This is a genomic window from Streptomyces pseudoechinosporeus (assembly GCF_054783935.1).
In genome coordinates this window covers 84,561-104,972 of sequence record NZ_BAAGPS010000024.1, presented here as the reverse complement: position 1 = coordinate 104,972, position 20,412 = coordinate 84,561, and the positions used below count along the sequence as shown (strand labels likewise).

General features: G+C 71.0%; 16 protein-coding genes. 9 read left to right on the top strand and 7 right to left on the bottom strand.

Going from position 1 to position 20,412, the window contains the following annotated elements; translation table 11 throughout:
* The first annotated feature begins 20 nt into the window (after positions 1–20).
* Together ACYVO6_RS25860 and ACYVO6_RS25855 are read left to right on the top strand one after the other, a co-directional pair.
* Entirely contained in the window at positions 21–1,088 is a 1,068-nt protein-coding gene (locus ACYVO6_RS25860) for a LacI family DNA-binding transcriptional regulator (protein ID WP_461065056.1), read from the top strand.
* 18 nt (positions 1,089–1,106) lie between these two features.
* Entirely contained in the window at positions 1,107–3,068 is a 1,962-nt protein-coding gene (locus ACYVO6_RS25855) for a DUF2264 domain-containing protein (RefSeq protein WP_461065054.1), read from the top strand.
* Here ACYVO6_RS25855 and ACYVO6_RS25850 read toward each other — a convergent pair.
* On the bottom strand, positions 2,986–3,426 hold the full coding sequence (locus tag ACYVO6_RS25850) for an STAS domain-containing protein (RefSeq protein ID WP_461065052.1): 441 nt from the start codon (positions 3,424–3,426) through the stop codon (positions 2,986–2,988). The genes ACYVO6_RS25855 and ACYVO6_RS25850 overlap by 83 nt on opposite strands.
* A 213-nt stretch (positions 3,427–3,639) precedes the next feature.
* Between ACYVO6_RS25850 and ACYVO6_RS25845 the strand changes: the two genes are divergently transcribed.
* Genes ACYVO6_RS25845 through ACYVO6_RS25830 form a run of 4 tightly spaced genes read left to right on the top strand, consistent with a single transcriptional unit; the run spans position 3,640 to position 8,850 of the window.
* Positions 3,640–4,173: a GNAT family N-acetyltransferase gene (locus ACYVO6_RS25845; protein WP_461065050.1), complete on the top strand. Its 534-nt coding sequence runs from the start codon at positions 3,640–3,642 to the stop codon at positions 4,171–4,173.
* A 54-nt stretch (positions 4,174–4,227) separates the two neighbouring features.
* Positions 4,228–5,721: an ABC transporter substrate-binding protein gene (locus ACYVO6_RS25840; RefSeq protein ID WP_461065048.1), complete on the top strand. Its 1,494-nt coding sequence runs from the start codon at positions 4,228–4,230 to the stop codon at positions 5,719–5,721.
* A 10-nt stretch (positions 5,722–5,731) separates the two neighbouring features.
* A complete protein-coding gene (locus tag ACYVO6_RS25835) occupies positions 5,732–7,564 on the top strand; it encodes an ABC transporter permease subunit (protein ID WP_461065477.1) in 1,833 nt (610 codons plus the stop codon).
* Positions 7,561–8,850 (top strand): MDR family MFS transporter, encoded by a 1,290-nt coding sequence (locus ACYVO6_RS25830; protein ID WP_461065046.1) that lies wholly within the window; start codon positions 7,561–7,563, stop codon positions 8,848–8,850. Before ACYVO6_RS25835 ends, ACYVO6_RS25830 begins: the two co-directional genes overlap by 4 nt.
* Here the strand turns inward: ACYVO6_RS25830 and ACYVO6_RS25825 are convergent.
* Positions 8,844–10,223, bottom strand: coding sequence for a glycoside hydrolase family 43 protein (locus tag ACYVO6_RS25825; protein ID WP_461065475.1), 1,380 nt, complete (start codon positions 10,221–10,223; stop codon positions 8,844–8,846). The genes ACYVO6_RS25830 and ACYVO6_RS25825 overlap by 7 nt on opposite strands.
* A gap of 238 nt (positions 10,224–10,461) precedes the next feature.
* Here ACYVO6_RS25825 and ACYVO6_RS25820 point away from each other — a divergent pair, with 238 nt between their 5' ends.
* Together ACYVO6_RS25820 and ACYVO6_RS25815 are read left to right on the top strand one after the other, a co-directional pair.
* Entirely contained in the window at positions 10,462–10,830 is a 369-nt protein-coding gene (locus ACYVO6_RS25820) for an ArsR/SmtB family transcription factor (protein ID WP_461065044.1), read from the top strand.
* A gap of 6 nt (positions 10,831–10,836) precedes the next feature.
* A complete protein-coding gene (locus ACYVO6_RS25815; RefSeq protein WP_461065042.1) occupies positions 10,837–11,373 on the top strand; it encodes an SRPBCC family protein in 537 nt (178 codons plus the stop codon).
* A gap of 9 nt (positions 11,374–11,382) precedes the next feature.
* On the opposite strand, the gene ACYVO6_RS25810 is transcribed toward ACYVO6_RS25815, so the two are convergent.
* From ACYVO6_RS25810 to ACYVO6_RS25790, 5 genes are all read right to left on the bottom strand, one after another.
* Positions 11,383–12,195: an HAD-IIA family hydrolase gene (locus ACYVO6_RS25810; RefSeq protein ID WP_461065040.1), complete on the bottom strand. Its 813-nt coding sequence runs from the start codon at positions 12,193–12,195 to the stop codon at positions 11,383–11,385.
* Positions 12,196–12,236: 41 nt separating this feature from the next.
* Positions 12,237–15,077, bottom strand: coding sequence for an NHLP bacteriocin export ABC transporter permease/ATPase subunit (locus tag ACYVO6_RS25805; RefSeq protein WP_461065038.1), 2,841 nt, complete (start codon positions 15,075–15,077; stop codon positions 12,237–12,239).
* A 1-nt stretch (position 15,078) separates the two neighbouring features.
* Positions 15,079–17,295 carry an NHLP family bacteriocin export ABC transporter peptidase/permease/ATPase subunit gene (locus ACYVO6_RS25800; protein ID WP_461065473.1) on the bottom strand — a complete coding sequence of 739 codons (2,217 nt, stop codon included), beginning with the start codon at positions 17,293–17,295 and terminating at the stop codon, positions 15,079–15,081.
* A 35-nt stretch (positions 17,296–17,330) separates the two neighbouring features.
* Positions 17,331–18,137, bottom strand: a complete 807-nt coding sequence (locus ACYVO6_RS25795; protein ID WP_461065036.1) for an HlyD family efflux transporter periplasmic adaptor subunit — start codon at positions 18,135–18,137, stop codon at positions 17,331–17,333.
* 149 nt (positions 18,138–18,286) lie between these two features.
* Positions 18,287–18,502 carry a type A2 lantipeptide gene (locus tag ACYVO6_RS25790; protein ID WP_461065034.1) on the bottom strand — a complete coding sequence of 72 codons (216 nt, stop codon included), beginning with the start codon at positions 18,500–18,502 and terminating at the stop codon, positions 18,287–18,289.
* Between the two features lie 582 nt (positions 18,503–19,084).
* Here ACYVO6_RS25790 and ACYVO6_RS25785 point away from each other — a divergent pair.
* Complete coding sequence (locus ACYVO6_RS25785; RefSeq protein ID WP_461065032.1) at positions 19,085–20,365, top strand: S1 family peptidase; 1,281 nt, start codon at positions 19,085–19,087, stop codon at positions 20,363–20,365.
* Positions 20,366–20,412 lie beyond the last annotated feature (47 nt).

The following is a 20,412-nucleotide window of genomic DNA, read 5'->3' as shown; positions in this document are numbered from 1 at the left end:
CCAGAGGAACGGGGAACGACATGGCGTCAAAGGGGCGGGTCACGATCCGCGAGGTCGCCGAGCGGGCGGGCGTGTCCGTGGCCACCGTCTCGCGTGTGCTCAGCGGGAACTACCCGGTCCCACCCGCGACACGGGCCCGCGTGCTGCGCGCGGCCCGCGAACTCGACTACGTCGCCAACGCGCACGCCCGCGCCCTGGTCGGCGGCGGCCGCAAGATGGTCGCCGTCGTGCTGCGCCAGGTCACCAGCCCCTTCTACGCGCAGGTCGCCGAGGGCGTCGAGGCGGAGGCGGCCGAGCGCGGCTGGGTCTGCGTGTTCGGCGCCACCGCCGGGGATCCGCAGCGGGAGATGGACTTCGTGCAGCTCATGCGCGAAGAGGGCGCCCGGCTGGTGATCCTGGTCGGCGGGGTCGTCGAGGACGACGCCTACCGGGAGCGGGTGGCGCACTACGCGCACGCCCTCGACTCGTCCGGAGCGCGGCTCGTGCTGTGCGGCCGGCCCGCGCCCGACCCCGACATCCCCGCGCTGGTCGTCGAGTTCGACAACGAGGCCGGGGCCCGCGCCATCACCGGCCATCTGCTGTCCGCGGGCCACCGCCGCATCGCCTTCCTCGGCGGGCTGCCCGGCAACACGGCCCTCGACGCCCGCGTCGCCGGATACCGCGCCGCGCTCGCCGAGCACGGACTGCCGCCCGAGGCCGCGCATGTCGTCGACTGCGGTCTCGGGCGGGCGGCGGGCCACCGTGCGATGACCGAACTCCTCAAGAGCACAGACGGCACAGGGGAGTTCACCGCCGTGTTCGCCGGGGACGACATGGTCGCCGCGGGCGCGCTGCGGGCCATCGCCGACGCCGGGCTGCGGGTGCCCGACGACATCTCCGTCGTCGGCTACAACGACATCCCGCTCGCCGAGGACTTCAGCCCACCGCTCACCACCGTGCGCACCCCCGCCGAGGAACTCGGCCGGGCCGCCGTGCGCATCGCCCTGCGCGACCCCGAGCACGCCGCGGGCGCCCACCATCTGCTCGGCACCCACATCGTCGTACGCGACAGCGTCTCGCCGCCCCCGCCGGGGCGCGCCCCCAAGTGACGGAGGATCCGCCCCCGTATGACCGCGCCGCATGTGTCGCTCCCCGACCCGACGCACCTTCCGCACCTCCCACCCCTCGATCCGATCGGCTCGCCCATCACCGGCTGGACCCGCGCCCACTGGGAGACGATCGCCGACCGCCTGCTGGACGGTCTGCTGCCGTACACGTCAAAGGAGTTGGCGCACTACCGGCTGCCTGGCCGGGCCAGCCACTCCGGAGACTGGTCGGACGGCCTGGAGGGGTACGCGCGCTCCTTTCTGCTCGCCGCCTTCCGCATCGCCGGCTCCGGCGGACAGGTCTCCGAGGCTCTGATCGAGCGGTACGCCGCCGGGCTCGCCGCGGGCACCGACCCGCACGGCGCCGATCGCTGGCCGCCCATCACCGACCGGGCCCAGCCGATGGTCGAGGCCGCCTCCATCGCGATCGCCCTGCACGAGAGCCGCCCCTGGATCTGGGACCGGCTCGACGACGCGGTACGCCAGCGGGTGGCCGACTGGCTCGGCGGCTTCGTCGGAGCCCGGGCGAACGACTCCAACTGGCGGCTCTTCCAAGTCATCACGGAGGAGTTCCTCGCCTCCGTGGACGCCCCGCACAGCCGGGCCGACATCGACGGCGGGCTCGCGCGCCTCGAGGACTGGTACCGGGGCGGCGGCTGGTACACCGACGGAGACGGCCGCAAGTTCGACTACTACAACGCCTGGGCCCTGCACCTGTATCCGGTCCTGTGGGCCCGGATGGCCGGACCGCGCGCGGATCCGGCCCTGATCGCCGCCCACCGCTCCCGCCTGTGCGAATTCCTGGGCGTGTACCAGTACTTCTTCGGCTCGGATGGCGCGCCCGTCCACCAGGGCCGCTCGCTGACGTACCGCTTCGCCACGGTCGCCCCGCTGTGGGCCGGAGCACTCGTGGACGCCACCCCGCTGCCGCCGGGCCGCACCCGGCGCCTCGCCTCCGGGGCGCTGAAGCACTTCGCGGAGCACCAAGTGCCCGACGAGCGGGGGCTGTTGAGCCTGGGCTGGTACCGGCCCTTTCTCCCCGTCACCCAGCAGTACTCGGGGCCCGCCTCGCCGTACTGGGCGAGCAAGGCGTTCCTCGGACTGCTGCTCCCCGCCGACCATCCCGTGTGGACGGCGCCCGAGGAGCCGGGCCCGGTGGACACCGCCGACACGACGCTGGCGCTGCCCGCCCCCGGCTGGCTGCTGCACTCGACGTCGGCCGACGGCATCGTACGGCTGGTCAACCACGGCAGCGACCGCCTGCCACCGCCCCCGGCCGAGGCCGACGACAGCCCGCACTACGCGAAGTTCGCATACGCGAGCGCGGCGGCTCCCGACACCCCACCGGACGATCTCCGAATCGGCCCCGACAACCACATCGCGCTCCTCACGGCGGACGGCACAGCGGCCTCCCAGCGGGGCCGGATCCATCCCCTGGGCGTGAGCGGACGGCACGCGGCGTCCTGGCACCGCGCCGTCCTCCCGGACACCGACGAGGGCCACCGCATCGAGACGACCAGCGTGGTGCACGGGTCCTGGGAGATACGAGTCCATCGCGTCGAAGGGCCGCACGGAGCGGTCGTACGCGAAGGGGGGTGGGCCGTGGCCGACGACAGCGGGCCGCTGGAGGAGGCCACGGGGGAGGGCTGGGCGCTGGCGCGACGACCGGGGGACGGGCTGACGAGCGCGATCGTCGCGTTGCACGGGTGGGAGGCGGCCGAAGGCGCGGTTGCGCACGCCCGGGGCGCCAACGCCTATGGCGAGTACTCCGCCACGCCTTGCCTCCGGCTGCCCGCCCACCCGGGTCGCGGCCACCTCCTCGTCAGCCTCATCGTCCTCAGCGCTGATCCCGAACGGCCTTGTGAGCCAAGTGAGTTGAGGGTGCAGGTGAACGTCCGGGTCACTCCTGAGGGAAAGGTCCTGATCCGCTTTCCGGACGGCACTCAGGAGGAAGTTCCGCAAGCGGCGGGAAACGTCCGATGAGTCCCGAGACGCGCAACAGCCGGTGGATGCGGGGCTGATCGGAGACAAGACGCAGGCTGCCGCCGCGCTCCTTCGCGCGGCGCTCGGCCCGGCACAGCACCCGCAGCCCCGAGCAGTCGAGGAAGTCGATGGACCGCAGGTCCACCAGGACCTGCGGCTCGGGACGGGCGGTCGCGGCGTCCAGGTGCTCGGTCAGGGCGTCGACCGCCGCCATGTCGATCTCGCCGCGCACCATGACCACGGTGAGCCCACCGCTCTGCCGGCTGTGGGCGTACGCATTCGCCGCGGGGAGACTGGAGTAGTACGCCGCACTGCCCTCGGGCAGTGCGGCGGCACGGTCATCGGCTTCCGGCGGCATGTCGGCTCCACCTCGTGCAGGGGAGGGCGCACTTGATCCAGGCAGTTACCCCGGTGGGCCGGGAACCATCCCCGCCACGCCGACCGTAAGATCCAATCTCACCCGAACTGATGAATCTTGGGCGTGACCATTGACTTTGGAGGTCAGGTTACAGGCGGCCCGCGGATTGCGCCCCCGACGGAACGCCAGGAGCTTAATGCATATGATGTGCAGGTGCGTGACTACTGCATAAAGACGGCCACCCCCGACGACCTGGACGGCGCGCGGTCCGTCATGCTCGACACCGTCTACCGCGACTTCGGCACCGGCTACGTACCGCGCTGGCATCGCGACATCGTCGATCTCGACCACGCCTATGTCGCACCCGCCCGGCACACTCTGCTCGTCGCGGTCGACGAGCGGGACGGCACGGTCGTCGCGACTGGCGCGCTCGACTCCCGCGGACCGGCCCATCCGCCCAACCCGCGCCATCTCGCCGAGCGTTACCCCTCGGGAGAGACCGCCCAGTTGCGCCGTGTGTACGTGCGTCCCGGGCATCGACGGCGGGGCCTGGCCCGGCAGTTGGTCGACGAGCTGCTGAACTTCGCGGCGGCAGACGGCGGTTACCGCTCCGTCTATCTGCACACGGACCCGGCGGTGCCGGGCGCCGAGGCGTTCTGGCGCTCGCTGGGCAAGGTGGTGCTCGACGAGCGCGAGGGACCCGGCGGCGGCCAGCGGGTCGTGCACTTCGAGGTCCCGCTGCCCTGACGGAAACCCCTTCGCACCCACCGTCCCCCACGAAGCCCCACGAAGAAAGAGACCATGCGCTCTCTGCCTCGCCGTCGGTTCCTCGCCGGCCTGCTGCTCGCCCCTCTGCTCACCGGCTGCTTCGCTTCCGGTGGCGGGGAGCCGTCCGACACCTCGGACGGCTCCCGGCTACGGGTCGCGCTCGCCTTCCCGCCCGCCGAGAACTACTCCCCGTACGGCGCCGACGCCACCCTCCTCAGCCGCCTCGGCGTCACCGAGGGACTGACCCGACTCGACGCCAACGGCACGGCGGTCCCCGCGCTCGCCGAGTCGTGGAGCCGTGAGAACGACCGGAGCTGGCTGTTCACCCTGCGCGAGGCGGCCTTCCAGGACGGCACCGAGATCACCCCGAAGGCCGTCGCCGCCTCGCTCACCCGGGCCACCCGAGCCAAGCCCGTGACCGCCGCGCTGTCCGGGGTCGAGCTGACCGCCGAGGCCGCGGACGGCGGACGGGTACGGGTCACCACCGCCGACCCGGATCCCGTACTGCCGCTGCGTCTGTCGAGCCCCGGTCTGGCCGTGCTGTCGGCCAAGGCGTACGCGAAGAAGGACGCCGTCAGTCCGGTCGGCACCGCCACCGGACCCTTCGAGCTCACCAAGGTCACCGGCACCACCGCGGCCACACTGGACCGCTTCGACGACTACTGGGGTGGCCGGGCGCAGGCCTCCGGGATCGACGCGAAGTTCATCGCCGACGGCACGGCCCGTACGAACGCGCTGCGCACCGGCGAGACCGACATCGCCGAGGCCGTCCCGGTCTCGCAGGCCGCCTCACTGGACAAGGCGACCCGCCGCGACACAGCCACCACGCGCACCACGAGCCTGCTGCTCAACGCCAAGTCCGGCCCCTTCAAGGACTCGAAGATCCGGGCCGCCGCACGCGAGGCGATCGACACCTCCGCCTTCGCCAAGGGCGTGTACGAGGGATACGCCGATCCCGGCGCCGGCATCTATGGGCCCGCCCTGACCTGGGCGGCCGACAAGCGAGCCAAGCCGGTCGGGCGGGCCGAGGCCGGGGGCGCCGACGGGACTTCGGTCACCGTGGCGACGTACGACAACCGGCCCGAACTGCCCGAGGCCGCCCAGGTGCTCAAGCAGCAACTCGAACGGGCCGGATTCAAGGTCGAGTTGGAGGTGCGCGAGTACTCCCGGCTCGAAAGCGACGCCCTGGCCGGGAAGTTCGACGCGGTCGTCTCCGCCCGCAACACCATGCTCGACACCGGCGACCCCGTCTCCATCCTCGCCAGCGACTACACCTGCGACGGCAGCTACAACCTGGCCCTGCTGTGCGACAAGACGGTCGACAAGGCCGTCGCCACGGCGGAGTCGATCACCGACACCGCCGAGCGGCAGGACGCGTCGATGGCCGCGGAGGCAGCGGTCCTCGGCACGGACGCAGTGGTGCCGCTCGTGCATCAGCGGATCATCACCGGTGTGGACGCCGAGGTGAGCGGTGTGCTGCTCGACCCGTACGAGCGCGGACTCGTCGGGGTCGGGACACGGCGCTGACGTGACTGTCGTGCGGGGGCTCGTTCCGCTGTGGCGTGCCGTGCTCGTCGGTGCGCTGCTGTGCGGGGTCGGGCTGCTGCCGTGGCTGTCGCGCATCGATCCGGCGCTCACGGTGCTCAAAGCGCGGTCCGCGGAACGTGATCCCACGCCCGAGGTACTGGAGGCCGTTCGGTCCCAACTCGGCCTGGACGCAGGCCCGTTGCAGCTGCTCGAGAGCTGGCTCGGCGGGCTGCTGCGCGGTGACGCGGGCCGGTCGTGGATCTCCGGGGCGGAGGTCACGCCCGCGGTCCTCCAGGCGCTCGGGGTCTCGCTGCTGCTGATGGCCGGGGCGCTGGCCGTCGCGGTGCTCACGGCGGGTGCCGTGTGCGCGCGGACGCTGTGGCTCGGGGCGCGGCGGCAACTTGCCGGGCGTCCGTCCGGAGGCACCGGCTCGGCGCTCCTGTCCACGCTGCCCGACTTCCTGACCGCGTCCGTGCTGGCCGCCGTCGTCGGCGTACAACTCGGCTGGCTGCCCGCGCTCGGCTGGTACGGGCCCCAGTGGATGGTGCTGCCCGCGCTGTCACTCGGCCTGCCCGCGGGCGCGCTGCTCGGGCGGCTGCTCGACGATATGCTGCCCGGCGCCTTCGCCGAGCCCTGGGCGCTCGCGGCCGCCGCACGCGGAGTCCCCGGCCGAAGCGTCGCCAGGCAGGCGCTGCGCCGCTGCGTGCCCGGACTGCTGCCGAACTTCGGGCTGTTCGTCGTCGGCCTGACCGGCGGCGCCGTCGCCGTGGAGCAGATCTTCGACATCCCCGGGCTCGGACGGCTGAGCCTGCAGGCCGCGGTGGCGCAGGACCTGCCCGTACTCCAGGCCGGAACGCTCGCCCTGGTCCTGCTCGCGGCGGCAGCCGGAGGCCTCGCCCGGATCGCGGCACGGCTGCTCGTCGGACCGGCCCTGCGCGACGGCGCGCTCTCCTCGCTGCACCGCCCTACGCCGTCCCGGCCCACGGCACTGCCCCTCCTCTACGGCGGGCTGCTGCTCGCCGTCATCGCGCTCGGACTGGCACGGGACCCGCTGGAGCTGGACACCACGGCACGGCTCCAATCGCCTTCCTGGACGCACCCGTTCGGCACGGACGCGCTCGGCCGCGATGTGCTGGCCCGAGTCGGGCACGGCGCGCTGGACACGCTGGCCCTGGCCGTCGCGGTGAGCGTGGCGGCGCTCGTGCTGGGTGTCGTACTGGGGCTGCTGCCGCGGCTGTCCGGACCGCTGCTCGACACGGTCAACGCCGTACCGCCGGTCCTCGCGGGCCTCCTGGTCGCCGGGGTCGCGGGGAGCGGTGCCTCGACCCCGGCCCTCGCCGTGGCCGCCGTCGCCTGGGCGCCGCTCGCGGCCCACACCTCGGCCCTGCTCCAACAGGAGCACGCCACCACCCACTTGACCGCAACTCGAGGCCTTGGGGCAGGACGGCTCTACCTCCTCCGCCACGAACTCCTCCCCGCCGTCCTGCCCCCGGTCACCCGCCACGCCCTCCTGCGCCTGCCGGGCGTGGCCCTCGCCCTCGCGGCCCTCGGCTTCCTCGGCCTGGGCGCCCAACCGCCGTCCCCCGAATGGGGATTGCTCCTCGCCGAGAACCAGCCGTACGCCGAACGCGCCCCGTGGGCCGTCCTGGCCCCGGCCGCCGTGCTTGCCCTGCTGGGGGCGGTGGCGGTGACGGCCGGGGGAGGGGTGCGGTGGCCCGGCCGGACGCGACGCCGACGCTCTGCGAAACCTGTCGTCGCGCAGCCGCCGACCAATCTCGCCGTTCCCCGATCCGTGCCCGCCGCACAACAGCCCGCCACGACCGCCTCGAAGGAGTCCACATGACCCGGCAGCCCACCGAGGAGACCAAGGCGGCGGATCGGCAGACCGGTGCCGCCGCCGGCACTTCGCGCCTGCGCGCCTGGAGCCGGCTGAACCCGTTGCTGCGCCTGCTGATCCTCACCCAACTCGCCTTCAACGTAGGCTTCTACGCGGTTCTGCCGTTCCTCGCCGAACACCTGGGCACCGCGATCGGCATGGCGGGCTGGATGGTCGGACTTGTCCTGGGCCTGAGAACCTTCAGCCAACAGGGCCTGTTCGTGGTGGGCGGCGCGCTGGCCGACCGCTACGGCGTACGGCCCGTGGTGCTCGCGGGCTGTGCCCTGCGCATCGCCGGGTTCGCCTGGCTCGGGTACGCGGACCAGACCTGGGCGGTCATCGGGGCCGTCCTGCTCATCGGTTTCGCCGCCGCGTTGTTCTCGCCGGCCGTCGAGTCGGAGGTCGCGCGTCAGGCCGTGGTGTGGGAGGAGGCCGGCGGTGGCCCCCGTACGGGCGTGCTCGCGCTGTTCACCGTGGCGGGGCAGGCCGGAGCGTTCGTCGGGCCGTTCCTCGGTGCGCTGCTGCTCGCGGTGGACTTCCGGGTGGTGTGCCTCGCGGGAGCGGGCGTCTTCGTCCTCGTCCTGGCCGGGCATCTCCGGCTGCTGCCACAGCACATCCCAGGGCGGCAGCGGGTCGCGGTCAAGGGCGGGGCCCGCGTGCTGGTGCGCAACCGCCGCTTCCTGGCGCTGTGTTGTGCGTACGGCGCCTACTTGCTGGCGTACAACCAGCTGTATCTGATCCTCCCCGACGAGGTGGAACGGGCGGCGGGCTCGCAGGCGCCGCTGGCATGGCTGTTCGCGCTGTCCTCGCTGCTCGTCGTGACCGCCCAACTGCCCCTCACACGATGGGCCGGGGACCGGCTCGACCTGCGCCGGTCCATGGCCGCGGGGCTGCTGCTGATCGCCGCCGGGTTCGCGGTGGTGGCCGCGGCACGGCCCGCCGGGTGGACGGGCAATGCCGGGCTGCTGCCCGCGGGGGGCTTCGTCGTGCTGCTCACGCTCGGCCAGATGCTCGTCGCGCCCGCCGCCCGCGCCTGGGTGCCGGATCTCGCCGAAGACGGCCGCCTCGGCCTCTACATGGGTGCCCTGTCCTCCGTCTCCGGCCTCATCGTCCTGATCGGCAGCGCGGGCACCGGCTCACTGCTCGATACGGGGCTGCCACCCGCCGTGCCCTGGCTGGTGCTCGCCGCGATCCCTGTCGCGTCCATCGCCCTGCTGCCTCGTCGCCCCAGGTCGGTGGGCAGGCGTCAGTAGCCGACCCGGAAGGTCGCGTCGGCCCGGTCGGTGGCGGTCGATATGGGATCGATGCGCAGGACGTAGCCGGAGTGCCTGATGTAGCGGGTGGGGTTGTTGTACGAGCGGAAGGACGCCCAGGAGGAGTCCGCGAGCCCGGCCGTCCGTACGAAGGTCGCGTCCGCGGCGAACGCCGACGTGCCGTCGTTCTCGTCCAGGCGCAGGTTGTAGCTGTAGTGGCGGAGGTAGCGGGCCGGGTAGTTGACCGACTGGAAGGAGACGGCGGAGGAGTCGGCCAGGCCCGGCACGAGCTTCCACTGGGAGTCGGGGTACGGGTCGAAGGGGTACTCGTCGATGCGGCCGGCGAAGCCGCTGTGCCTGACGTAACGGGCTGGGTAGTTGTAGGACTTGAGGCGGTTCCAGGTGGGAGCGCCCCACTTGGCGAGCAGGTTGTTGTACTCGGTCGAGGTGATCGGGTGAATGCCGCAGTGCTTGGAGTTGAGCGGCTGGGTGTAGAGCTTCTGGTCGAGTGCCGTCCAGGTGCCCGACGCGAGGTTGGTGGACTGCCAGACGTAGAAGACGCCGTTGGGTGTGTAGGTGTCACCCCACAGGTACCAGGTGTTGGACGTCAGGGACTTCACCACCGTCGGCGCCTCGGTGCCGCCGTGCGCGACCGCCGTGCTGAACGGGGTGAAGCTGCCCGGGTTCAGTGAGGTCGACCGCGCTCCGACGAGGGTCTGGTCCTTCTTGAAGTACAGGTAGTTGACGCCGTTCACACCGATGGTGAGGTTGCCGTCGATGACGTCGTAACCGGGGTCGAAGAAGACCTGGGGGTTGGTGGTTGTCCGGAAGTCTGTCGTGTAGCTGACCATGATCACGTTGTGGCCGCTGCTGTTCACAGACGAGTAGAGGATTCCGTACTGGCCGCGTCCGGCGTCCCAGTAGGCCTCCGGCGCCCAGCTGTGGGTGTTGGTCATGTCGTGCAGCTTCAGCAGCCGGTAGCCGGTGAAGGTCCGCAGGTCGGTCGAGTCCCAGACATGGATGTTGACGCTGTTGCGGGTCCAGTCGGTGCCCGACAGGTCCGTCGCCAGCACGACGAACGTGCCGTCCTGCTTGCGCATGACGAAGGGGTCGCGCAGACCGCCGGCGCCGGCGGTCGGGGTGACCACGGGGGCGTTCTGGTTCAGCGGCGTCCAGTTCAGACCGTCCTGGCTGACGGCCAGGTGGAGGCCGTAGTTGGCCTCCAGCATGGTGTTGGACTCGGTGAAGTAGACCATCGCGTACGCCGAGTCGGCGGCGTGGGCGGTTCCGGCGCCGAGGGTCAGCGCGCCGGTCGCGGCCAGGGGGACGGTCGCCGCCATGCCGAGGAACGTACGGCGGGAGGGTCCGCTCATACCCGAGGGTCTGTTCACGTCAAGCTCCATATCCAGAGAAGTGTGGTCGAAATATCGAACGGAGATCGGCAATCCGAACGTCGGGCGCGCTGAACGTAAAACCATGTGAAGGGGAAGTCAACGGATGTGACAGTGATGACTGTTGTGACCTCATGTGCTGCTTCGATCTGCCATGTCGATCTGCTTCGGGTCCGTGCATGCCTTGACCGGCATATAACCGTCGAGGCATATTGGATCCATGTCCGACGCCTCCCCGTGGACCGCACTCGCCGACCCGCACCGGCGGGTCATCGTCGGTCTGCTCCTGGAGCGTCCGCGGCCCGTCGGTGAGATCGCCGATGCCTGCGGTCTGAGTCAGCCCAGTACGTCGAAGCACCTGAAGGTGCTGCGCGAGGCGGGCCTGGTGCGCGTACGGCAGGACGCGCAGCGCCGGGTCTACGCCCTCGATCCGGCGCCGATCGCGGAACTGGACGCCTGGCTGGAGCCGTACCGCAAGCTGTGGAACAGCAGCCTCGACGCGCTCGGGCGCCGCCTGGACGAGACGGCGGCGACAGCGACGGGGGAGTCGTCGGACGAAGACAACCGAGCCCCCGACCCGAAGGACTGAGTCACCATGTCCGCCGAACCCACCGGCACCTACCTCGCCCTGGACGACGGCCGCCCGGCCGTCCGGTTCACCCGCACCTACGACCACCCCATCGACCGCGTCTGGCAGTTCGTGACCGACACGGACGAACTGGCCCACTGGTTCCCGGTCCACGCCGAGATCGAGCTGCACGTCGGCGGCACGATCAAGTTCAGTGACGCCCCGAACACGGTGGACTCGACGGGTCAGGTGCTCGCCGTCGACGCACCCCGGCACCTCTCCTTCAGCTGGGAGGGCGACGAACTCCACTTCGATCTCGAGGAGTTGGACGAGAAGCGCACCCGCTTCACGCTCACCAACGTGCTGGTGGAGGAGAACACGGCTGCCCGTAACGGCGCCGGCTGGGAGGTGTGCCTCATGGCCCTCGACGCATGGGCTCGCGGCGAGCGGTTCGAGGGCCCGCACGCTGGTGACACCCTGCCCTGGCACGAGTTCTACCGCGGCTACGTCGGGGCCGGAGTCCCCTCGGGCGCACCGGTCCCCGGCCTGGACGACGCGAGCTGAGCCTGTCGGTTACCGCATGGCGCCGGAGTCCAGCAGGGCGGGAAGGTCCGCGACCGAGTCGAGGACGTGATCGGGTTTGCCGCTCGCGGCCCGGTGGGTCTCGGGCAGGTACTTGCCGGTCTTGACGAGGACACCGGTGATCCCGACGCGCTGGGCGGCGAGTACGTCGGACTCGATGTCGTCGCCGATCATCAGTGCCTGGCCCGGCGCGGCCCCCACCCGTGCCAGCGCTGCCTCGAAGAACGCGGGCGTGGGCTTGCCGGTGATCTCGGCCTCCGTGCGGGCGGCTTGCTCCAGGCCGGTCAGGAAGGCGCCGGTGTCGAGTTGGAGCCCCTGGTCGGTACGCCAGTACAGGTTGCGGTGCATGGCGACCAGCCGGGCACCCCGCTGGAGATGGCCGAAGGCCCGGTTCAGCGAGGCGTAGTCGAACTCCGGGCCCGCGCCGCCCACGATGACGACATCCGGGACGGCGCCCGTGCCCGCGTCCATGTCGGCCTCGTCGAGGAGCGTCACGCCGGCGAGGTCCTCGCGGATGTCACCGCTGTTGAGCAGGGAGCACCGCGCGCCGGGATACCGGTCGGCGACGTACGCGGCGGTGGCGGCGGGCGCGGTCAGGATGTCCTGGGCGTCCACCGGGAAGCCCGCTCCCGCCAGGGTCTCGGCGATCGACGCGCGCGTACGGGACGTCGTGTTGGTGACCAGGGCGACGCCGAGGCCCGACTCCTGGATCCGCCGCAGCGCCTCGACCGCGCCGGGCAGCGGCTCCCACGAGACGGTGAGCACCCCGTCGATGTCGATCAGAATCGCGCGTACCGACTCCATGTCCCGAACATACCGACCGCCTACCGGTCCGGCAGATGCCGTCACTGCATCTGGCGCCGCACCAGCTCGTGCAGCCGCCCGCCGGTGTCGGCGAGCAGTTGCGCGGGCGGGCCCTGCTGCACCACGCGGCCTTCCGACATGACGATGACGCGGTCCGCGTCCATCACGGTCGACAGCCGGTGCGCGATCACGACGCGCGTGGCGTTGAGGGCGTGGGTGCTCTCGATGACGCGGCGCTGTGTCTCGTTGTCCAGGGCACTGGTCGCCTCGTCGAAGAAGAGGATGCGCGGCCGGCGGATCAGCGCCTGGGCGATCATCAGCCGCTGGCGCTGGCCGCCCGAGATCGCGCCGCTGCCGGAGACGATCGTGTGCAGACCCATCGGCATGCGCTTGATGTCCTCGGCGAGTCCCGCCATCTCGGCGGCGGCCAGGGCCTCCTCGGGCGTGTACGGCTCGGTGCCGCAGATGCAGTCCAGGATCGAGCCGGTGAACGGCTGCGCGTGCTGGAGCACCACACCGCACTGGCGGCGTACGGCCGACTGGTCGAGTGCCGCCAGGTCCTGACCGTCGTACAGGACGCTGCCCGAGACCGGTTTGTCGAAGCCGATGAGCAGCCGCAGCAGGGTGGACTTGCCGCAGCCGCTGGGGCCGACGATCGCCACGAACTCGCCCGGCCGGATCGCGAAGGACACGTCGTCGAGGACGAGCGGGCCGTCGTCGGTGTACCGGAAGGACAGCTTCTTCGCCTCGATGGCGCCGGACAGCGCGGCGGGGCGGGTGCTCGCCACACGGACCTCGGGCGTCGCGTCGAGGACCGGCTTGATCTCCTCGAACATCGGCAGCGCGGCGACCGCCGAGACGAACGCGCCGGTCAGCTGGGTCACCGAGGTCAGCAGCATGGTCATCGAGGTGGTGAAGGTCAGAAAGGCGCCGGCCGACATCGACCCGCGTGCCGGTCCGGCCAGCAGCATGAAGATGATCAGCGAGCTGAGCGGCAGATACACCGCGCCCAGCACCGTGTTGAGGTTCTTGATCCGCCCCACCCGCTGCTGCAGCTCACGGCTGCGGGCGAACTCGCTCGCCCAGGCCGCGTACGCGTAGTTCTCGGCCGCCGCGACCCGCAGCTTGGGCAGGCCCCGCAGCGTCTGGAACGCCTGGTTGTTGAGCTTGTTGCTCAGCACGACGAGGCGGCGCTGCCAGCGCACCTGCCACAGTCCGAGCCCGAGGAACACCGCGGCGATCACGACGAGCATGCCGATCGCGGCCAGCGCCATCGGGACGCTGTACACGAGCAGCAGGACGAGGTTCATGAGGCCGACCGTGCCCGCCTGGACGACGACCGGGCCGATGCCCGCCATCATGCGGCGCATCGAGCTGATGCCCATGGCGGCGCTGGCCAGTTCGCCGGTCGAGCGCGCGGTGAAGAACTTCGTGGGCAGCCGCAACAGCCGGTCCCACACGGCGGGTTGGAGCGTGGCCTCGATACGCCCCTCCATCCGCAGGATGGTGAGGTTCTGCATCAGCATGAAGGCTGCCGAGACGACACTGGCGATCATGATGGCCAGGCAGAACTGGACGATCAGGTTCTCCTGGGCCTTCGGTACGAACTCACCGAGCACCTTCCCCGTGGCGATCGGCACCAGCGCGCCCAGCGCCACCGTGACCAGCCCGCTGAGCGCGAGATTGCGCAGGTCGCCGCCGGTGCCCTGGAGGCTGAACCGCAGCAGCCGGAGCGGGCTCAGCCGGCGTTCGGGCAGCGGCCGGTAGAACATGACGGCGCGCGGCTCGAACTCCGCCGCGTTCGCCTTCTCGACCGGTGCCTCACGACCGCTCGGGTGCACGGCCACATAACCGCCGCGCCGCCACAGCATCGCGACCGGAGCGCCGGACGCGGCCCGGTGGCCGACGAGCGGACCGATGTTGTCGCGCCACCAGCGCCCGTCGAGGCGTACGGCCCGGGTGCGGACGCGGGAAGCGATCGCGATCCGCTCGACGGGGTCGAGGCGGTCGCTCTCCGTGCCGCTCTGCGCGGGGTCCGCGAGCGCGATCCCGGCCGCGCGGGCGACCAGCTTGCAGGCGGCGTAGGTGGCGTCGGCGTCCACCGCGGGCGAACCCGATGCCGAGCGCCTGGAGATGGAGGCGATCAGGGTGCGGTCGGCTTGCGCGCGGACCGCCTCACCGGCCTTGATGCCCTCGGCCGTACGGTTCTCGTGGCTGCGTTCCAGCTGCTCGATCCAGCGGTCGAGCGTGGCGAGCAGCCGGTACTGCTGATCGACCATGGCCTGCCACATCGCCGGGTCCACCAGCAGATCGGCGGCGGCTTCGGCGCCGTACACGGACCCGTACTGCACACTGCCCGGCGGCACCTGCATCCACAGGATGTCGTCGTCGGTCAGGGCCGCGCCCCGCTCGGTCGCGAGGGGCGCCTCGAAGAGGATGGCCAGGCCCCGGCCGACACCCAGGGAGAGGGCGTACTCCAGAGGGCTGGTGGCCGGGGGTACGAACACGGGGTTGCCGTACAGGTCGTACGTCCATGTCTCGGTCTGCGGCGGCTGGTACAGCTCGCGCATTTCGATACGGCGCAGTACGCACTCGCGCAGGGGCCTGCCCACCAGGGTGTGCTGCGGTCCCGCGACCGGGCCGAGCAGCAGTGTGCCCGCTTCGAGACGGCCGAGGTGGTGCCAGTGGCCCTGCTGGACCGCGTCGACCGCGAACAGGTCCATCGCGCCGGAGGCGACGAGCCACAGCACATGCGGGCCTTCGAGGTCCAGGCGGGTGAGGCCGGAGCCGTCGACCGGGGTGCCCATGCCGCCGAGCGCGGCGAGCACGTAGTCGCCCTCGGCGACCGGCTGTTGATGCTGCTGGTCGGGTACGGATGTCATCTCATCGCTCCCTGACCAGCTCGGCGTACGGGCCGCCGGCCGCCACCAGGGCGTCGTGACGCCCGCGTTCCACGATCGTGCCGTGCTGGAGGACCACGATCTCGTCGCTGTCGCGCACGGTGCTGAGCCGGTGCGCGATCACCACACAGGCGCAGCCACGCTTGCGCAGGTTGTCCATCACGATCTGCTCGGTCTCCGCGTCCAGGGCGCTGGTCACCTCGTCGAGGACGAGGATGCTGGGCCTGCGCACCAACGCCCGTGCGATCTCCAGGCGTTGGCGCTGACCGCCGGAGAAGTTACGGCCGTCCTGCTCGACTTTGCTGTGGATGCCACCGGGGCGGCGCATCACGACGTCGTACACCGCCGCGTCCTGGAGCGCCGCGACCACGGCGTCGTCGGGGACCGAGGGATCCCACAGCGCGATGTTGTCGCGGACCGTGCCCTCGAAGAGGAAGACGTCCTGGTCGACGAAGGACACGGAGGCCGCGAGCGCACCACGGGGGATGTCCTCCAGCCGCTGCCCGTCGATCCGGATCACGCCCTCCCAAGGAGCGTAGAGACCCGAAATCAGCCTGGACACGGTCGACTTGCCGCTGCCGGAACCGCCGACGAGCGCCACCTGCCGACCCGGACCGACCGTCAGCGAGAAGCCGGACAGCAGCGGCTTGTCGAGCGGGCTGTAGCCGAACGTGATGTTCTCCAGCTCCACATGGCCGTGCAGCCGGCGGGTGCTGTCGCCCGTGCCAGGCCGTGAGTAGAGGGGGTCCGTCGCGAAGTTCTCGACGTCCTTCAGGCGGGCCACGTCGGCGGCGAAGTCCTGGATACGGCCCGCGACGCCGTTGAGGCGGGTGATCGGCGCGGTGAAGCGGGTCACCAGCGCCTGGAACGCCACGAGCAGACCGACGGAGATGTGGCCCTCCACGGCCCGCATCCCGCCGATCCACAGGATCAGCGCGCTGTTGAGCGTCGCCAGCGTCGGCGCGACCACACCCAGCCAGGCACTCGGCACCCCGAGCCGCTGCTGCTCCTCCAGCGTGGTGGCGTGCTGCCCGGCCCATTTGCGGAAGTAGCCGTCCTCGCCGCCGGTCGCCTTCATCGTCTCGATCAACTGCAGCCCGGTGTACGCCGTGTTGGTGAGCCGTGCGCTGTCCGCGCGCAGCTTCGCGGTACGCGTCGCCCGCAGCCGGATCACCACACGCATCGCCACCAGGTTGAGCAGCGCGACTCCGATGCCCACGGCCGTGAGCTGCGGGTCGTATGTGTAGAGCAGGACCGCGTACAGCACCACCACGACCGCGTCCACGCCCGCCGCCGCGAGATCCCGGGCCAGCGTCTCGGCCACCGCGTCGTTCGACTGGAGCCGCTGCACCAGGTCGGCCGGACTGCGCTGGGCGAAGAACGTGACCGGCAGCCGCAGCAGATGCCGCAGGAACTTCGCGCTGCTGAGCGTCGAGGAGATGATGCGCCCGCGCAGCAGGTTCGCCTGCTGCAACCAGGTCAGCACCACCGTGAGCAGCACCGTCGCGCCCATCGAGGCGAACAGCACGGTGAGCAGCGAGGTCTGCCCGCCGATCAGGAACATGTCGATGTACGTGCGGCTGAGCGCGGGCACCGCCGCCCCCACCGCCACCAGCAGCAGACTCGCCAGCACGGCGGCCGGCATAGTGCCCGACGTCCCGCGCATGCGGGCCGGCATGGCACCCAGGACACCGGGTTTGCGGCCGCCCTTCTCGAAGTCAGGACCCGGCTCCATGACCAGGACGACACCGGTGAAGCTCGTGTCGAAGTCCTCCATGGGAATGAAACGGCGGCCCTTGCCGGGGTCGTTGATGTGCACCCCGCGCCGGCCGAAGCGGCGCCCCATGCCGTCGTAGACGACGTAGTGGTTGAACTCCCAGAAGAGGATCGCCGGGGCGCGCACCTCCGCGAGCGCCGCCGTGTCCATCTGCATGCCCTTGGCGGTGAGGCCGTAACTGCGCGCCGCCTTCAGCAGGTTGCTGGCCCGCGAGCCGTCCCGCGAGACACCGCAGGCGATACGCAGCTCTTCGAGCGGGATGTGCCGCCCGTAGTGGCCGAGCACCATGGCGAGGGAGGCGGCACCGCACTCCACGGCCTCCATCTGGAGGACGGTGGGCGTGCGGACGGTCTTGCGGCGGCCCTTGGGCACGGTGCGCTGCGGCGGCGCGGCGCGGCGTCGGCCCCGTACGGGCGGCGGCAGTTGGGACTCCGCGGTGCCGGTCTCCTGGGGGGCGGTCACGGCAGCAGCCAATCGATCGGACGCTCATCGGCCATCCGGATCGAGCCGGAGGCCATGGTCATGGAGTCGAGCCGGAACGGCGGGCCCTCCGCGGACGACCACTTGTAGCCGGACTTCGTGCCCGACGAACGGTCGAGCCGGACCAGCACGGCCACCGGCCTGCCGTCCTTGGTGAACTGCTCGCCCAGCTGGCCGTCGCCGAGGAAGGCGCTGATCTGCTGCGGCGTCTGGGCGTTCCGGTCGACCTTCTTCACCTGGCCGCGCAGTACTCCGTACTCCTGCGTGGGCACCGACTGGACGGTGAGGTCCACGGCCGCGTCGTCGGGAATCGTGGCGGCGTTCTCGGCGGGCACGTACACCGTCGCGAACAGCGGGTCTTTGGCGCCTGCGACCTTCTCGACGGAGGCGACGTTCGCGCCGGTCTGGATGATGGCGCCCATCGTGGCGGCGAGGGCGTTGACCCGGCCCGCGGCGACGGTGCGGACGACCGTCTCGCCCTTCGCCGTACGGACCTTCAGTACGGGGGCGTCGGCGGCGAGCCGCTGGCCCTGCTCGGCGAGGACCGCGGTGACCTGGCCGGAGACGGGGCTCTGCAGGACGTAACTGCCCTGCCCGTGCGTGAGGATGGCGGGCGCGGTCACCGTGGAGGCGACGGATCCCGTGACGGCCCAGACGGAGGCGGCGGCCATCACGACCACCGTCACGGACAGCACGAGCCAGCCCTGCGGTCGGGCGAAGCGCACCGGAAGGTCGAGCTCCTCCGGTGACTGGAGCTTGGCGAGGGCCTGTTGGCGGAACTGCACGGGGACTTTCCCTCACCTGCGGACGACAGGACGTACGGGATCGGTTCGTACGGGATCGGTGAACGGCTGCCGTACGACTGACTGGTTCACGGCATCCGGAAGCCCCGGAACCGGGATGCGGTTCCGGGACTCACGGCACGCTGATGCGATCAGAGACCGGCGACCAGGCCGGTGACCGGGGCGGTGTTCAGGCCGGTCGTGCCCTCGACGGTGCCGACGACGGTGTCCACGATGCCCGAGACCGGGGCAACGGAGTCCAGCGCGCCGGTGACGGTGCCCAGGGCGTTGACGGACAGACCGCCGGAGACGGTGTCGAGGTCGGCGTCAGAGATCTCGACGGTCTCGACCTGGGGGGTGGAGTTCATGATGGAACTTCCCTTCCTATTGGTATTCACAAGGGGGGAGCGGCCCCCTCTGGGGGACAGATGGTCGGCCGCGTCCGCAGGTATCAGGCACCCGTTGCCGGGAACCGTGGGGTGACCCTGCGGTGCGAAGGATCAAAGCACGCTGCCGCGCCGCGCTTCCAATCAACGGCCCATGTGATCAGGGCATTTGCGGCCCGAAGAAGCCCAAGCGTGCACGCCTGCGCACGGCTCGGTAGCGACTTCTTCACACGAACCCCGGTGTGATCGCTCCGATGCCCTTGCGGACGTACTGGCGAATCGGGCACTCCCGAACCAATGAGGCGGCGCGCGCCGGTCCGCTGTGCAGATTCGCCACCGGCCGTGACCCGGCTGCGTAATCGGTGTGCAGATTTCCTGAAGCCGGGATTCCGGTTGCTCGCAGGAACGCGCTGTCACTTCGCGGTAGCGGAGGGCGAGTGAACGAGGAAGTTCGGCAAGGGAGTTGAACACCCCACGCGCCGCATCCGTACCAGTCGGCATCCAGGCGCCGCCATCAGCTGCCGAGCGGCAGCGCGGACCCCGTCCCCACAGGAGGTCAAGAAGTTGAGTCACAAGCGAACACCAAAGCGCAAGGCCGTAATAGCTGCGGGCAGCGTGGCGGCGCTCGGAGCGGCGGCACTGATACTGCCCAACGCGATGGCGTCCCAGGATGAAGGAACCAGCTCCGCCGCCCCCAAGACGGTCAATGCCGCACAGGCTTCGGATCTGTCCTCGCAGCTGGAGGCGCTGCTCGGTGAGGCGTTCGCCGGCTCGTACTACGACGAGGACAAGCAGCAGCTCATCATTAACGTCGTGGGCGACAACAACAACGTCATCGTCGGGGCCGAGCAGGCGGGCGCGGTCGTACGCGAAGTCGACAACAGCATGTCCGAACTCAAGGCCGCCGAGCAGACCTTGAAGTCCGAGGCCACCATCCCCGGTACGGCCTGGTCCGTCGACCCGAGGACCAACAAGATCCAGGTCACCGCCGACAGCACGGTCACGGGCTCGAACTGGGACCAGCTGGAGTCGACGGTCGAGTCGCTCGGCGGGGACATGGCGTCCGTCAAGAGGTCCGCCGGTGAGTTCAAGACGTTCGCCGCGGGCGGCGACGCCATCTTCGGTGGCGGGGCGCGTTGCTCGCTCGGCTTCAACGTCACCAACTCCGAGGGCAACCCCGCGTTCCTGACCGCGGGTCACTGTGTTGTCGCGGCCGCCGAGTGGTCGGAGGAGGAGGGGGGCGCACCGATCGGCACGACGGACGCCGCCACCGCCACGTTCCCCGGTGAGGGCGACTTCGGGCTCGTCAACTACGACGACCCGGCCACCGAGGCGCCCAGCACGGTGAACCTCGGCGCCGAGCAGGTCGACATCGCGCAGGCCGCGGAGGCCGAGGTCGGTATGCCGGTCACCCGGATGGGCAGCACCACCGGCCAGGACTCCGGCACGGTCACCGCCCTCAACGCCACCGTGAACTACGCGGAGGGCACGGTCACCGGTCTGATCCAGACCGACGTCTGCGCCGAGCCGGGCGACAGCGGCGGCTCGCTGTTCAACGAGAACAGCGCGATCGGCCTGACCTCCGGCGGCAGCGGCGACTGCACCGTCGGCGGCGAGACCTTCTTCCAGCCGGTCACCACCGCCCTTGAAGCCGTCGGCGCGACGATCGGCGACGGCGGTGCCGGTGAGGAAGCCGGTGGCGATGGCGCGGGCGCCGGTGAAGAGGCCGGTGCCGGTGAGGAAGCGGGCGCTGGTGAAGAGGCTGGCGCTGGTGAAGAAACCGGTACCGGTGAAGAAGCGGATGCCGACGAAGAAGCCGGTCTGATCGCGGGCCTGACAGGCTGACGCGCCGCAGATTCCGGCCGTACGTTCACAGCGGCCGTGGTGGGGAG